The 15134-nt window shown below is 43.1% G+C and carries 11 protein-coding genes, 1 tRNA gene and 1 pseudogene; 8 read left to right on the top strand and 5 right to left on the bottom strand.

Features of this window, described 5'->3' with window-relative positions; genetic code table 11:
• From Q0C19_RS05990 to Q0C19_RS05965, 6 genes and pseudogenes are all read left to right on the top strand, one after another.
• A pseudogene (locus Q0C19_RS05990) lies at positions 1–277 on the top strand (AIR synthase-related protein); the annotation flags it as partial.
• 128 nt (positions 278–405) lie between these two features.
• The gene (locus Q0C19_RS05985) at positions 406–1626 is read left to right on the top strand and encodes a ferritin-like domain-containing protein (protein ID WP_295053866.1); all 1221 of its coding nucleotides are present in this window, start codon (positions 406–408) and stop codon (positions 1624–1626) included.
• 10 nt (positions 1627–1636) lie between these two features.
• A complete protein-coding gene (locus Q0C19_RS05980; RefSeq protein ID WP_295053863.1) occupies positions 1637–2761 on the top strand; it encodes an acyl-CoA dehydrogenase family protein in 1125 nt (374 codons plus the stop codon).
• Positions 2762–2776: 15 nt separating this feature from the next.
• The gene (locus tag Q0C19_RS05975; protein WP_295053861.1) at positions 2777–3583 is read left to right on the top strand and encodes a PhnD/SsuA/transferrin family substrate-binding protein; all 807 of its coding nucleotides are present in this window, start codon (positions 2777–2779) and stop codon (positions 3581–3583) included.
• A 40-nt stretch (positions 3584–3623) separates the two neighbouring features.
• A complete protein-coding gene (locus Q0C19_RS05970; RefSeq protein WP_295053858.1) occupies positions 3624–4238 on the top strand; it encodes a 4Fe-4S dicluster domain-containing protein in 615 nt (204 codons plus the stop codon).
• Positions 4235–6775 (top strand): molybdopterin-dependent oxidoreductase, encoded by a 2541-nt coding sequence (locus tag Q0C19_RS05965; protein ID WP_295053855.1) that lies wholly within the window; start codon positions 4235–4237, stop codon positions 6773–6775. Before Q0C19_RS05970 ends, Q0C19_RS05965 begins: the two co-directional genes overlap by 4 nt.
• A 36-nt stretch (positions 6776–6811) precedes the next feature.
• Here the strand turns inward: Q0C19_RS05965 and Q0C19_RS05960 are convergent, their stop codons facing one another.
• The 5 genes from Q0C19_RS05960 to selA all read right to left on the bottom strand — a co-directional run bounded on the left by Q0C19_RS05960 (position 6812) and on the right by selA (position 13483).
• On the bottom strand, positions 6812–7483 hold the full coding sequence (locus Q0C19_RS05960) for a response regulator (RefSeq protein ID WP_295053852.1): 672 nt from the start codon (positions 7481–7483) through the stop codon (positions 6812–6814).
• On the bottom strand, positions 7480–9093 hold the full coding sequence (locus Q0C19_RS05955; RefSeq protein ID WP_295053850.1) for a HAMP domain-containing sensor histidine kinase: 1614 nt from the start codon (positions 9091–9093) through the stop codon (positions 7480–7482). Before Q0C19_RS05955 ends, Q0C19_RS05960 begins: the two co-directional genes overlap by 4 nt.
• Positions 9086–10240 (bottom strand): ABC transporter substrate-binding protein, encoded by a 1155-nt coding sequence (locus Q0C19_RS05950; protein WP_295053847.1) that lies wholly within the window; start codon positions 10238–10240, stop codon positions 9086–9088. Before Q0C19_RS05950 ends, Q0C19_RS05955 begins: the two co-directional genes overlap by 8 nt.
• Before the next feature lie 61 nt (positions 10241–10301).
• On the bottom strand, positions 10302–12134 hold the full coding sequence (locus tag Q0C19_RS05945; RefSeq protein WP_295053844.1) for a selenocysteine-specific translation elongation factor: 1833 nt from the start codon (positions 12132–12134) through the stop codon (positions 10302–10304).
• A complete protein-coding gene (gene selA / locus Q0C19_RS05940) occupies positions 12131–13483 on the bottom strand; it encodes an L-seryl-tRNA(Sec) selenium transferase (RefSeq protein WP_295053841.1) in 1353 nt (450 codons plus the stop codon). The genes Q0C19_RS05945 and selA overlap by 4 nt, the downstream gene beginning before the upstream one ends.
• Positions 13484–13548: 65 nt before the next feature.
• On the opposite strand from selA, the gene Q0C19_RS05935 reads away from it, so the two are divergent.
• Together Q0C19_RS05935 and Q0C19_RS05930 are read left to right on the top strand one after the other, a co-directional pair.
• A tRNA-Sec gene (locus Q0C19_RS05935) sits at positions 13549–13646 on the top strand.
• A gap of 247 nt (positions 13647–13893) precedes the next feature.
• Positions 13894–15134, top strand: a 1241-nt coding sequence (locus Q0C19_RS05930; protein WP_295053839.1) for a 4Fe-4S dicluster domain-containing protein, incomplete at its 3' end; no start/stop codon positions are given.

Genomic DNA, 15134 nt, shown 5'->3' with positions numbered 1-15134 from the left:
AGCGATTGAAATGGCTTCTATGGGGATTATCCCCGCAGGTTCGCATGCTAACCGTGACTACAATAAACCGCATGTCTATTTGGCTTCATCGATCGAATTTGAACGGGAAATGATTTTGTTTGATGCACAGACATCGGGTGGATTGTTGGTAAGTGTACCTCAAGAATTTGCGCAACAAATGGTAGTAAAATGTATTGATTCAGGTTTGAGTGCCGCTATCGTCGGTGATGTCACAGCGTATGAGGGATACGATATCGTAGTAACGGATAGCAATTAAGCGTTATGTAAAGTTAAAAAGGTTAAAATATTTTTAACTTAATTTTTGGCGCTATAAGGTCTAAGGCTTAGACAAACAACAGCCGTCACGTTGATCATGCTGTTGTTCCTGCCTCTATCGGAGACTTTATGGAACGGCAAGACCTCTTTTTAATGAACACGTATGTCGCAGAATATACGATACGTTCTTCTTCCCTCACTCAGGCTTGGCTTTTGCGCCTTAATGCACTTCTTCCGACACTTCGGATGGGGGAACTCTTTAAAGTTACCGTTCTCCAGCGCTCTGTCTCTTTTGAATTTGAAGGGTGGGTACAGGTCAATCGATGCTCTTTAGTAGCCACCAGTTCCGATCTTGAGGGTTTCTCGTATCTCGTGAGAAAAGATTTTGAATCGCATACTCTTTCAGAAGAACATGGATTTGACGGTCGGAGCGAACCGACGCTTGATGTCGCGCCGAAACTTTTTGGTTTAATGCCCCGCGGTGCCCATATCGAGAACTCTTCTCCTCTGTATCCTTTTGAACTGAGTGAAAAAGAGTTTCTTTGGGCGAAAAATGTCACACGGCTTTATGAAGAAGCGAAGCAGAATCAATGGAGCGCCGATACCGATATCGATTGGGCAGCGATTCCCGATCTTGATCCTGTGATTGAAACGGCGATATGTCAGGTGATGACCTATTTGGCGGAAAATGAGTTCTCCGCTTTGTATATTCCCGGAAAATTTTTGTCCAAGATTTCCCCGTATTATATGGAATTGGTGATGTTTTTGGGAACGATCATTTATGATGAAGCGCGTCATATCGAAGCGTTTTCACGCCGTGCCAATGCAAAAAAAATCGGACTGCAATACTCGACGACCGCAACACAGCGTTCCCTCTACTCTCTTTTTATCGAAAAAGACTATTTCAAAACTTCGTTTTTACTTCACGTATTGGGAGAGGGGACCTTTTTGGATCTGCTCGATTTTCTGATCAAATATGCACCCGATCCGGTCACGAAAAAAATTGTCACCCTTGCCAAAAAAGATGAACAGCGTCATGTCAATTACGGATTGGTACATGTCAAAGCGCTTGTTCAGGCCAATCCTAAAAGAATAGCGTATCTGAAAGAGGCGGTGGATAGCCGAAAAGTGTATTTGGATGAGATGAATCAGGAAAATGAGCTTTTGCTCTCCTCCTTAGCCATTTTAGCCGGAGGAAGTGATGAAGAGGGGTATGCGCTCGGATATGAGCGGGTGGAGCAACTTAAAAAAAGGATGGGAGAAAACCGAGTACGCCGCATGATCGAATGCGGATTTGATGAAGAAACAGCTAAAGAGATATCTATGTCTCATACTGCAAATTTTATGTAAGGAAGAATAAATGGGATTATTTGAAGAAGTGAGCGCTTTTGCGCAATGTCATGTTGCGCCGTATACGGTGCAAGCCGATAGAGAGGGTGTATTTCCGAAAGAAGCCTATGCGGCTCTTAAAAAAGAGGGATATACAGGATTGCTCGTCCCCAAGGAGTACGGTGGAGGCTCGGGAAGCATTGTCGATCACGTCGAAACATGTATGGCACTGGGAAGTGTCTGTGCAACGACCGCACTGTGTTACATGATGCATAACGTTGCGACAATGTCCATCGTTGCTTTCGGAACATCGGAGCAAAAAGAGTTTTATCTGCCGAAAATCGCTTCAGGCGAGTTGGCTTTGGCCCTTGCCTTCAGTGAAACAGGGACGGGAACCCATTTTTACAATCCCGAGATTAAAGCGGAAAAAACGGAGAACGGATATCTTCTCAACGGTAAAAAAAGCTTTGTGACCTCGGCGCATCATGCCGATTATTATCTTGTTTTAGCCGCAAATCCCGAAGGAGAAGGGCTGAGTGTTTTCGCAACTCCCAATACGATGGAAGGGATGCGTCATGACGATAGTGCTTGGGACGGATTAGGGATGCGAGGAAATGCCAGTGTTCCTGTGTATTATGAGAATGTGCGCGTCTGCGACGATCATCTCATAGGGGCTCACGGAGACGGTGTCGGAATCGTCTTTAATGTGGTTGCTCCGTTCTTTATTCTGGGACTTGCATCGGTCTATGCGGGATTGTCGCTTGCGGCAAGTGCATGCGTAATCGATCATGTGGCGTCACGTGCGTATACGGACGGTTCGACCCTTTCACAAATCGAAACCGTACAGCTCCATATCGCAGCAATATTCTCTTCGGCCAGTGCATCCAAAGCGTTAACGCTCAATGCGGCACAAGCCGCGCTGGAAGGACGCAGCGATGCTCTGGCGTTGATTATATCGGCTCGATTGGAAGCGAGTACCAATGCGGTGGACGTATGCAGCCGTGCGATGAAAGTCGGAGGAGGGCACGCATACAGTAAACGGCTTCCGCTTGAGCGCTATTTGAGAGATGCGTATGCCGCTGCGGTTATGGCTCCCTCAACCGATGTCCTCAGCGTTTGGCTCGGCAAAGCGTTAACCGGACAACAAATACCCTAAATAAAAGGAATTCACATGGCATCATTAATGGTAGGCGTGGTCGCGTATGACCCGAAAGTAGTCCTCATTTGGGAGATCATCCGTGATTATGCCAAAGAGAAAAAGTTTGATCTCGATTATGTACTGTTTTCCAATTATGAGACACAGGTACAGGCGCTATTGGATAAAAAAGTAGACTTGGCGTGGAATACGAATGTCGCGTGGCTTCGGACGAAAAAACGTGCTCCGTTCGCGGAAGCACTCTTGATGCGGGACAGTGATGTCGATTTTACCTCGATGTTTATTGCCCATGAAGATTCCAATATCCAAACATTGGAAGATTTGAAAAATAAACGGGTCTGTTTCGGCAGTGGTGACTCGGCACAGGCGTTTATCCTCCCAGCGTATTATTTAAAAGAGCAAGGGCTAGAGCCAAATCGCGATTATACGATGAATCGTGTGGATAGTGATTTAGGGAAACACGGCGATACCGGACGAAGCGAATACGATATTTTGGAAAAACTTAAAAATAACGAATATGACGCTATCGCCCTTGCCACATCGACATGGATGCGGATGATCGAACTGGGACTGAGCGGTTCGTCGCTTAGACCGTTTTACAAAAGTCGAGGGTATTCGCATTGCAATTTCACCAACATTACCCCGAACGCATCTTATGTCAATGAATTTGTCGAATTTATGCTGGGGATGGATACTCAGCGCAGCGACATCACCAAAATGATGGAGATGGAAGCTTTGTCCAAATGGGTGAAAACGGGAGAGTATGAGCTGCAAGGGTATAATGAGCTTGAGCAGGCAATGGAGTGGTTGAACCTATTCTAAGAGTTGTTTCCTTGTAATGAGGAGTGTGATAAGGGTGAAAATGAGTGATATTGCTAAACAGTACAGAATGGTTATTGACGTCGAAAGATGTATCGGATGTCATGCGTGCGAGGTGGCTTGTAAGCAGGAATTTGAGGCCCCTTTGGGTTTCTTTCGAACGATGACGCTCTACATGGATACCGGAAACTATCCCAAAGTTAAACGCGAGTTTTTACCGATTATGTGCCGTCAATGTGAAGATGCCGCATGTCTCCATGCATGTACCCAAAAAGCAATCGTGGATCGCAACGGAATCGTAATGGTGGATTCTGAGCGCTGTAACGGCTGCGGAGAGTGTATAAAAGCCTGTTCCATAGGTGCTATTTACGTCAATCCGATCTCCCGTATTGCTGAGAAATGTAATTTATGCGCCCACCGTTTAGAAATCGGTATGAAACCGGCATGCGAAGAGACATGTGTCTCCGATGCGATTCAAATTATCGAAGAGAAGGAACTAAAACGCTTTGCAAATGCGAAAGGGTTTAAAAATGCCGCTACGGATAAACCCAGAACGCTGCATATAAATGCCAATGGTATTATGGCGCAAAAGCTGCGCAAAGGGCATCCGTTTTCTCCAATGAATTATGAAATATTTACGTGGGCGGTGCGATCATGATGAATAGACGTGAATTTGTTAAAACAACGGCGGTCTCGATGGCAGCTTTGAAAATCGGGGGGATGATTTCGCTATCTTCCGATACTTATGCTTCAGCTGCCGTAAGGGAGCGAATCTCTTTAGCAGATACTATAGAGAGCATTGAGCAAATCCCGACCGTGTGTTTGAATTGTTCTACGGTTTGCGGAATGATTGCACTGGTCAAAGAGGGTCTCGTACTTGGGGTAACCGGCAATCCGCTGGATCCGAATACGAATGGAAAATTATGCGCTAAAGCCCATGGCGGGGTTAGTGCGATTAATTATCCGGAACGGCTTCTTTACCCTCTTAAACGGGTGGGAAAACGAGGCGATGGTTTGTGGCAGAGGATTACGATGGACGAAGCCCATCAGATGGTTGCCGATAGAATTAAACAAACCATAGAGAGCGGGTATCCTGAGCGGGTTGTATTTCATGCCGGACGTAATCGTATCGATGATATTACAAATCGTTTTATGGATGCGATAGGATCTCCTGTCGTCTTAAACCATCGAGCCCTTTGTTCATCGAATAAACGGGCAGCCAATTATATTTCAATCGGTGATACGGATTGGGAAACGGTAGATGCGGAGTACTGTAGCTATTTCTTAAATTTTGGTGCCAACTTTTTGGAAGCACATCAAGGCGGTTTTCCTATGGCTCGGAGGTTTGTGAAAGCAAAAGCAAACGGGGCTAAAATGGTGACGTTCGATACCCGCCTTTCGAATACTGCAGGTAAGAGTGATGAATGGCTTGCCCCTTTTCCTTCATCCGAGGGGGCAATCGCACTGGCTATGGCACATACCATCATGGATAAAGGTGTCTATGATGAGGCATTTATACGCGAATGGTGTAATGTCTCTGTTGAAGAGTTGAAACTGTTTTTAGCACCCTATACTCCAAAATTTGCCGCAGAAGCAAGCGGCTTGGACGCAAACGATATCGAACGCATTGCCCTTGAATTTGCTTCACATGCCCCTGCCTGTGCCGCTTTTACCAATCGCGGATCACAGGCGCATCAAAACGGACTGAATAACGATAGAGCTGTCATAATGCTGAATGCAATAGTTGGAAGTATCGGGCGTAAAGGGGGATATGCGTTCGGAGGATCAAAAAGTTTGGGGAACGCCTCTTTTCCGATGGTTCAACCGATTCCGCCAAAAGTAAAATTTTCGACTGATTTGGAGGATCCGAAAGAGTACCCTCTGGCCAATAAATGGCAAAAAATGAAAGTCAGCGAGCTGGTATTTGAGAAAATAAAAAATAAAACGCAGCCGGTAGAAGTGTATATGTCGTATACGATTTCTGCCCCTCAAACATGGCCGGAGGGTCCGACGGTAGCCGTCAGCGCACTCAAAGATGAGAGTGTTATCCCGTTTCATGTCTGCTCGGATGTTGTCTATTCGGAAATGGCACATTATGCTGATTTGATTTTGCCGGATGCGACGTATTTTGAACGCCATACGATCGAAGGGCGAAACGCAAATGAGCTGATCCCTTATTTTGTATTACGTCAACCGGTTGTTGCATTAACCCATGATTGCTTGAATTTTGGAGATTCCCTGATCCGAATCGGACAAAAAATCGGCGGTAAAGTGAGTCAATATTTTGCATTTGATTCATATGAAGTGTTCATAAAAGGGCGTTTATCTTCTCTTCCTGAACGCGAGGGGCTAAGCGGATGGGAGTACATGAAAAAGTATGGAGTATGGGTTGATGATAAGGCAAAAAATTATGAACCTTATCGAAAAAAACTCTCTCTCCAAGAGCTTGAAAACAGTTTTGTGGAAAATGAAATTATATATCTTTTGAAAAACGGCAAAAAAGAGGCGATAGGCCGAATGGTAAACGGTACCGCTCTCAGAGGGTTTAAAACACCTTCTCGAAAGTTTGAGATTTACTCAGGAGACGTTCAAGATGCCGCACGTAAAATTGGATTGGAAGATGACGGATTTCCCCATTTTGTTATGCCAAAATCACTCAAAGAAATAGCATCGGATGAACTGGTTCTGACAACCTTTAAATGGAATGTTCACACTCAGGCGCGAACCGCTCCGCAAAAATATTTGAGTGAAATCGTTCACGATAATCCGGTATGGATCAATACGCAGACGGCACGAAAATACGGGATTAAAAACGGTGATATGGTTGAAATCACAACGTATCGCCCCCAATCAGGATTTAAAGCATCGGATAAAAAAATGGTCGTAGGGAGAATGTCCGTTCATGCCTTTGTGACACAGGGGATTCATCCCAGAGTTATAGCGATCAGCAATTCGCTCGGAATGAACTTCGGTGGGAGAATTCCTCGCGCTAAAAATGGAAAGAAGCAAAATATTCCTGCTTTCAGTACTGAAGACCATGATGATTTTAAAAGATATGTGTGGTGGGATAAGCGGCTCGGAGGTGCAGGAAACGGAGTCAATCCCAACAGCATCATCCCCATCAATCCCTCACCTTTGGTAGGTATGCAGGCGTGGAACGATACGGTATGCTCTATTCGAAAAATTAAAGCCTAGATAGTATAGCAATGAAAGGGAGGAGATTGAATCACGTTAAGATTCAATCGAACTTTTTTGCTCCAAAGGTGATGAGGTGTTAACTTTATAAATTTTATTTTTGAGCTTGGTGACAATACCGACCTCGATCAACTGTCTAAACGTTGAAACAACGGTCGGTTTGCTGACGTTGAGCGCCGCCATGATATCTTCATACGAACCGTAAAAGACACTTTCCTCATCAACATGCTCGAAAAGATAGCGGATAATCTCTATTTTTTTCCCTCCGACAAAGGTGCTGATCCCCTCAAGCATCCGGTCTTTGATCCATAATTCGTCTTCTTTGGCTTTGATGGCAATCGATTTTTCGATCAATTCAAGCATTTCATCCGCCATGATCGGTTTAAGGAGGTAGCCGTCCACTCGAAGTTTAATCGCATCAAGTAGATAGTTCGTTTCCGAATGGGCCGTTGTAATAATGACGGCTAAGAGAGGAATATTTCGTTTTTTGATTTCGGTGATGAGAGCTATCCCATTCATATTCGGCATTAAGATATCGGTAATAACAATATCAATTTTGTGGTTTGAAAGCTTCTCTAAAGCGCTAATGCCATCCGTAGCCGTATAGACTTTGGCGACAAAATCTTCCAATATAAATGACATTTGATTTAAAATAGGTACTTCATCGTCGACAACGAGAATAGTGTATTTTGAAAGGGGATTTATCATAGAGTTTCCTCATTGTCGGATAGTGGAATAGTAAGTTTAAAGGAAGCGCAATTATAATAGGTTTCTTTGAAAATCAACCTGATATTTTTGGCTTGAATAGAGCCTTGGAACTGATCTTCGATGATTTTTTTCGTCATATATAAACCGATTCCTGTCCCCGATGACTGATGTTTCGTCGTAAAGTAAGGCTCAAATATCCGTTTTAGAACGGTTTCGGGAACGCCTCCTCCATTATCAATAACCCGAATAATCAATACGGATTGGTGTGATATAACTTTGCGGGTGATATCAATACAAATGTATTTGGAGGTAATCGGAGAAATGATAAGGGCATCTTTGGCATTATTGAGCAGATTAATCATGATCTGAGAAAAATCATTCGGATACCCGGTAATTAAGATCTCCTCTTTGATATTGATTTGAACCTCAATGTTGGAATGGTGCAATATCCCCTCGATCAGTTTGAGTGTTTCATGAATCGCATCCACAACCGAAAAAGTTGTTTTGGCTTTGTTGGGCTTAAAATAGTTTTGAAAACTTTCAATGGTCTCCGACATGGTTTTGGCGATATACAGCCCTTCCGTTACTTGACTATCAATAAATTCGGGTGTCAGTTTGTTGCTTCTGCTCTTAATCCGAAACGTCTGGATTAAGATAGTGAGAGCGTTCAGCGGTTGACGCCATTGATGAGCGATATTGGAAATCATCTCCCCCATAGATGCCAGTTTCGCTTGCTGGTGCAACATTTCATCTTTCAGACGGCTTTGTCGAATTTCATGGACGATACGGAGTTCAAGCGACGTATTAAGGTCGACGAGTTCTTTTGTCTTTTCTCGTACCGTATCTTCTAACGATTGGTGCAAAGTCTTAATATGTTCTAAGATGAAGTATGCCAAAAAGACGGAAAAGGCCAACACAACAAATATCATGACAAAGATAATCCAAGAGGTTGCTCCGAATAAACGGTCCGTTTTTTCTTTTTCAAAGATTGATCTTTGAAGATGGAACGCTATGAGCTGCTCTAAATAGATATTGGTTGTGTCTATAATGGGGTAAAGATCATTTTTGACAAGCTGATCAGCTTCTTTCAGCTTGTTTGTTTGATAAAGGGCTGTCGCTATGTCGATAGTGTTTAACAGCTGATGAATATTGAGATCTGCCTTAGTGTAAATTTCATCTTCACCGATCATGACTGTATTGGGAATGGGCGAAAGGAATGTTGAAAGCAGTGTTTCATCCATCGTATCAAAAAAATTTGTTTTGACATCATACCGTGCCGCAGAGTATTCATTCCATCGTAAATCGAGATTTTTTTTGAGAAGATCAAGCACTTCATAGGTTTTGTATATATCCGTGTGATTATCGGTAATATCCCGATAGGTATTTAAAATATTTAAGGTATGAACATCTTTGATCGTTTGAAGTCGAGCGATGGAGAGTGTTCGGATGTGAAAAGAGTTGTCAAAGCTATTTTTCATGCCGTAAAGGGTCAACGTCGCAATGAAACCGATGATAAGGATACCGAGTGCGGTAACAGCGATCAGAATGCGGGTTTTCATTCCTAAGGAGAGATGGTAAAAGACGTTTAGAAACAGGCATGGTTTATTCATCTATATCGGCTCCCGTCTCGGAGTTAATTTTTAATAAATAGACATTATGCAGCCCCCTATGTTCTGTAGACGTATAACGTATAACTTCTCCGTTGAGCGGTAATGTCAACTCTGAGAGAGCTTTTAAAAAAGAGGCTTGAGAGAGATTTGAACTTTTTTGGAGAGCTTTTATAATCACCTGAGACGCGAGGTAGCCTTCAAACGCGATGGATGTCGGCGCTTTTGTCGGATAATAGCGGCGGTATAAACGCTTAAATTCATTAATTTCCGGCAGATTTTTGGTAAGAGGGGGGACACTTTGCGTCATATACATCGGTATTTTTTCTAAGGATGCGGATTGAAGTGCTTTACTCAGTGCCTCATATCCGACAAAGGAAAAGGTATAAAATTTTAAATCGGGATTGAACTGTGCCGTTTTACGAATAAACTCAACGGTAGGTTTTAATGCACCGCCGATGACAACGGCTTCCGGAGAAGCTTTCGTGATTTCATTAAAGGCATAATTGATAGAAAGCGTATTCCGGTTATAAACCCCTTCTGCAATGATGTGTATCGAAGTTGAACGGACGGCCTTTTGCAGTGCATAGAGCGAAGCAAGACCATAACTGTCATTTTGATAAAAAATAGCGACTTTATGAATATGTTGCGCTTCCATATGTTTTACCATGCGACGAGCTTCGTCGGAGTAGCTTGGCCTGAGGGTAAAAACATTTTTGTACGGATAATTATATAAAAATTCAGCACCGCTCAAGGGCATTAGAAACGGAGTTTTAGATCTCGTCGTAATTTTAAGTGCCTCTTCAGAAGGTGGGGTTCCGACAACACCGAGAATTCCGAATAAATGGGGATTTTTCATTAATGAAGTGATGTTTTTATTAGTAATAAAAGGCTCATACTGATCATTTAAAACACGTAACTTTAAATGATGATTTTTGATTCCTCCGGCATCATTGATCGCGTTGAATCCACATAAGATACCGTTGGTATAATCGATACCGTTTTCTTGCAACGGACCACTCAACGCGGCGCTGCTGCCAAAAACAATGTCGGTTTTGGTATTGCGTTCAAACGGCAATGTCAATACGAAATAGACAATACCGACCAAGAGGAGCAGAAAAGAGAATCTTTGTATAAATTGTTTTGACATCATGACACTTTATAAATAAAAATAAAAAAATAGTTTACTATGAATCCTCTGAGTTTAGAATTCATGGTTGTTTTATAAATCGGCGAGTACCGTCGCACTTTATATCTTCAAATCGATCAAGGTATTCGAGGTATGCTATCAAATACTTTCGGCTTAGCCCGGTTTGAATTTTAACCAGTTCGATGTCGACATAACCATACACGTTCATTAATCCGCGCAGATACTGAATGGTCTGCGATAAATGAGGGGCACTAATAAAAAGATTATGCGCTAACCGGATCACTTTTCCGCAACTGCACAGTCGTTTAAGCGTGTTGTCTCCATGTATACGGTCAAGATCGATACTTTCATAAATGACATACGGAGCTTGCGGAGCCCACCCTTGCGTTTCTAAAATGGTGTAGAGTGAATCTTCCATAAATTGAGAAATATCATGGATGTCACAGTCGATGCTTCGGTATAAGCCATCAGTAAACGTCAGCTCTTTTTTTGATTCGAGTTGATTCAGAACTTCTTGGCAAAGATTCACTGAAGCCCATGTGAAGCGTAGATGAAGTGAGTTTTTGGAAAGGAGGGCACGTTTGTTTTTTGTAAAAATAGAACGAGTGTATTCTTTGAGTATCTCTATTGTGGAAGAAGGGTAGAGTACTTTTTCATCGTGGTCCAGAAAAGAATTGGCAACCCCCATCGCTAATTCAAGGGCTGACGTATGATCCATACCGAAACGCTGATACGCTCCGATCAGACCAAACCCTTTTTTATGAATTTCCATTAACATGGAAAATGCCTCGGAAAGCTTTTTTTGCTGTACTAAAAGTAGAAAGTCATTTTTTTGCTTTCTCTTCATCGGATCGGCAATCGGATTGAGAATTTCACCGCCTCCGATAGTCCCTTGCGCATCACGTAGAATGAATTTTTCCCGATACATGGCATAAATGGCAGTAGTACTTTCAAAAACGGCAATGGCGTAGGATTTATGTTCCGAGATAATTTTTACAATGACATTATGGCGGGCTGAGCCTATGTATAAAGTCGCTTCACTCTGATGTTTCAGGGTAACCCCTTTTAGAGGAGTGATCATGACGTCAACGTGCAAAAAACCGCGCAAAAAATTAGGGGTACAGAGGATATCTCCCCGTTTAAGATCATGGGATTTTACTCCGGAGAGATTGAGGGCTATCCGTTCATTCGGCTGGGCTGAGGGAACATGTTCCAATCCTGAGTGGATCGTTCGTACGGCTGTCGATAGTTTGAGTCGGGGAATATAGACTTTTTCTTTCGTTTTCAATGATCCGCCTAAGACCGTTCCGGTGACAATGGTTCCATAGCCGTCTTTGGAAAAACTTCGATCTATATAATATCGAAAGTAAGGCTCTTCGGGGCGATGCGGTAAGTCAGAGGAGAAGAGTTTTTCTTTTAGTCGTGTATAGGATGAGGGATCATGTCGTCCGACACGTTCTGAAAATACCATAGTGAATCCAATCGTATCGATGAGGTCTAAAATATCCTTTTCGACGATTGAAGCTTCGTCTTGTTCGACCAAATCGCATTTGGTAAGAACGAGAATAACATTTTGTACTCCGGCGAGATGAGCCAGTTCGAGGTGCTCAATGCTTTGTTTGCAAATTCCCTCATTGGCGGCGACGATCAAAAGGAGGATATCGAAACCGAAAACACCCGCCAAATAATGTTTGACAAATTTTTCGTGTCCGGGAACGTCAACTAAAAATATTCGCTTCTCCTGATGATCCATAAGGGTAAAGCTAAGATCCATCGTCAAACCGCGCCGTTTTTCTTCGCTGGTCTGGTCTCCGTCAAATCCGTTTAGCGCCCGAATAAGGGAGGTTTTACCGTGGTCGACATGTCCGGCGAGGCCGACAATGGTGGTTTTCATGGACGCTCCTCCAACACGGTATTTAAAATAGTGGCAACCTCGGAGAGCTCGTCATCGTCGATACTGCGTAAATCGAGAAGCACATGATCTTTTTCGATGCGCGCGATGAGCCCCTGTGCTCTAAGCGCTTTAATCATTCGTTCCGCATTTTTAGGATGATCTTCGATAATGATTGCGAGACTCTCTAACAGATGCTGCGGAAGCGATCCTCCTCCGGCATAGGTGGATGTTTTGCCAACGGAAAGTTTATCCGAATGGATAACACGTGTCAGGATAGAATCGGCTTGTATTTGCATCTCTAAGAGTGTTTTACTGAGCAGTTTATGGGTTTTGATCGCTTGAGGACCCTTTTGGATATAGCGGGTAAGGGTTTTCTCTAAAACAGACATGGTCAGTTTATCCACTCTAAGCATCCGTAATAGTTGATTTTTTTTGATTTTGTCGATGAGCTCTTTTTTACCTGCGATAATTCCCGCCTGTACCGAGCCCAACAGTTTGTCTCCGCTGAAGCTGACGAGGGAAGGGGAGTGTTCAAAGAGTGCTTTGGCACATGTTTCATTCCCCAAATAGGGAGCGTCGAAAAGATTCAGACTTCCTGCATCGTAATAATCGATTAGATTGTTTGATTGTGCCAACGGTATCAATTCTTCAAATGCCACCTCTTGGGTAAAACCGACAACGGAAAAATTAGAACGATGAACTTTCATCACAATGGCCGTTTGCGGAGTGATTGCCGCTGTATAATCGGATGCTTTTGTTTTATTGGTTGTCCCTATCTCTTTGAGTATTGTCCCGCTGGCGCTCATTACATCGGGAATTCTAAAGGAACCGCCGATCTCTACCAATTCGCCCCGCGAGACGATGGTCTCTTTGCCGGTTGCAAAGGTATTCAGGATTAAAAAGACTGCCGCAGCGTTGTTGTTTACGACAATTGCATCTTCGCACCCGAGTAAAAAGGATAGTTTTTTGGTTAAATGGCCGTAACGTTCTCCCCGTTTTCCGGTGTCAATGTCAAATTCGAGGTTACAGTAACTGCCGATACTCTCTTGCATTTCTTCGAGTATTGACTTTTCGATAGGGCTTCGACCGAGATTGGTATGCAAGACTATTCCGGTTGCGTTTATCAGTGAAACTAAGGAGTCTTTACAGAGGAGATTAAGTCTGGATAAGACCGTTTGCGCCAATACCGACTCATTATTATCGGTGCTGGCGTCCGTCTTACCGCTTCGAATCTCTTCGAAGAGTTCACGAGTCAAAAGCGTTAGCGTTTGGCGGTTGAGTCCAATAAACTCATCTCTCTCCAGAAATTTCCCCAGTTGAGGGATGGAAGGTCTGTTTTTAGTTTCCATCGTAGTGCTCCGATATAGGTTAAAAATTTTTTAACCTTTGTTTGGTTAGAATGGTGATGCGAGATGGGAGGTATGTGACCCTGGTGGGCACCATGGACTTCAAACCCATTGTTCGGGCAGGTGGCTGTTCGAAGGAAGGTTCAATTCCTTCACCTTCTCGCCAACTCCTCTTTTCTCTTTTTTATTATATCCCATCAAACCATAAAAGGTAAAAAATATTTTAACCTAATTAACTTATGTTTCCCTTGATTTCTCCTAAGCATAAAATAAATAATTTTAATATTACTCTAAGCTTTAATAAAGAATAATTACAAAACGTAAAAGAAAAGTTTACTTATTGCCCAAAAGATACAGGCTGTATCACTACATGTTGGCAAAAATCTAATCGTACTACACGACAAAGGATTTTTATGACCGATTATAGTGCTATGACATACGCCTGTATGTATTTACTTGAAAACTCCCCCGATACAAATAAAGAGAATTTGATCCGTATCCAACAATCGATCGATGATTCTCTATTTGATAATGCGCTTGATTTCTCTTATCCGTTGAAAAGTAAGCATGATATAGTTGTTTTGAATGACGGTACATATACTCTATTCGGTTCATTGGGTGAAGAATTTAATGTGAAAATTATTGACACGTCTAAAGTAGTCCGTATTGAAGGGCGTGTCGGTGAATATCAGGTTAATGTCCGACACGAAAACGAGATTGTTAAGTATCCTGCATCATCGCTTATTTATTGCGGAAATAATAATACATGGCTGAAATACGATGCGATTGAAGTTCACGGGAATTTAACACGAATAGCCTCTCAACTTAGCGCGAGAACTGCCAAAGATACTTTTGTAAAAACTCTTTTGTTTAATGAAGCCCAATGCGACTATGCCGCCAAAGACGCTCCAGCATGCCGTGCCTGTTTGGACAGTTGCGAATATTCCGCACTCGTCGAGGATACTACGGTAAAGACGATTCATTTGCGTATGAGTGACTGTACGGAGTGCGGGTCGTGCATCTTTGTTTGTCCATCCGGAGCGATTCAAAATTCTCGACTCAGTGTTTCGGGATTGATTTCAGCACTGGAGAGTAGCGAAGGATATGGTGTTCTTGTCGCTACTGATGCTGATTTGATGAAACTCTCTTCCCCCTTGTATACGGAAACAGCCATTCTGAGTGTGCCGAATTACACCCTTTTTAATGAACTTTATCTCTCTCTATTGGCCCTTAAATCAGGAGGTGAAGTTTACTTCCCCGATATGACAACATTGCCGATATCCACCCAAGTGGCGATTGCTAACGTAAATCGTATTTTTGAGCGCTTCGGCGGTGATGTAATCGGAGATATCGTCTCCGCGTCGCGCCATCCCAAACGTTTTGCACCGCTTGCCCGACGATTGGATAATTTACCGCTTCGTATGGCAGTGAGCGAGGGGATGGCATCGCTTAAAGGCTATAGCAATACTATTTATACGTTGCCGAATTCGCTCTTCAGCGATCTGCACGTTGACGATAAATGTACTTTGTGTATGGGATGTGCCTATGTATGTAAAAGCGGTGCGTTTCAGGCACAGCCGGAGAACAAAGCACTAACCCTCAATCCTGCTTTGTGTACCGGATGCGGTCATTGTGAAACTATCTGCCCTGAACA

It is taken from the genome of Sulfuricurvum sp., from assembly GCF_023250475.1.
Classification (GTDB): Bacteria; Campylobacterota; Campylobacteria; order Campylobacterales; family Sulfurimonadaceae; genus Sulfuricurvum.
Note: the sequence above shows the minus strand (reverse complement) of the source record. Positions and strands in the feature narration are given on the sequence as shown.

Bases quoted from the DNA above. Each gene is read 5' to 3' on its own strand.
- Q0C19_RS05985 (WP_295053866.1), top strand. From the start codon at position 406: ATGGAACGGCAAGACCTCTTTTTAATGAACACGTATGTCGCAGAATAT.
- Q0C19_RS05980 (WP_295053863.1), top strand. From the start codon at position 1,637: ATGGGATTATTTGAAGAAGTGAGCGCTTTTGCGCAATGTCATGTTGCG.
- Q0C19_RS05975 (WP_295053861.1), top strand. From the start codon at position 2,777: ATGGCATCATTAATGGTAGGCGTGGTCGCGTATGACCCGAAAGTAGTC.
- Q0C19_RS05970 (WP_295053858.1), top strand. From the start codon at position 3,624: ATGAGTGATATTGCTAAACAGTACAGAATGGTTATTGACGTCGAAAGA.
- Q0C19_RS05965 (WP_295053855.1), top strand. From the start codon at position 4,235: ATGATGAATAGACGTGAATTTGTTAAAACAACGGCGGTCTCGATGGCA.
- Q0C19_RS05960 (WP_295053852.1), bottom strand. From the start codon at position 7,483: ATGATAAATCCCCTTTCAAAATACACTATTCTCGTTGTCGACGATGAA.
- Q0C19_RS05955 (WP_295053850.1), bottom strand. From the start codon at position 9,093: ATGAATAAACCATGCCTGTTTCTAAACGTCTTTTACCATCTCTCCTTA.
- Q0C19_RS05950 (WP_295053847.1), bottom strand. From the start codon at position 10,240: ATGTCAAAACAATTTATACAAAGATTCTCTTTTCTGCTCCTCTTGGTC.
- Q0C19_RS05945 (WP_295053844.1), bottom strand. From the start codon at position 12,134: ATGAAAACCACCATTGTCGGCCTCGCCGGACATGTCGACCACGGTAAA.
- selA (WP_295053841.1), bottom strand. From the start codon at position 13,483: ATGGAAACTAAAAACAGACCTTCCATCCCTCAACTGGGGAAATTTCTG.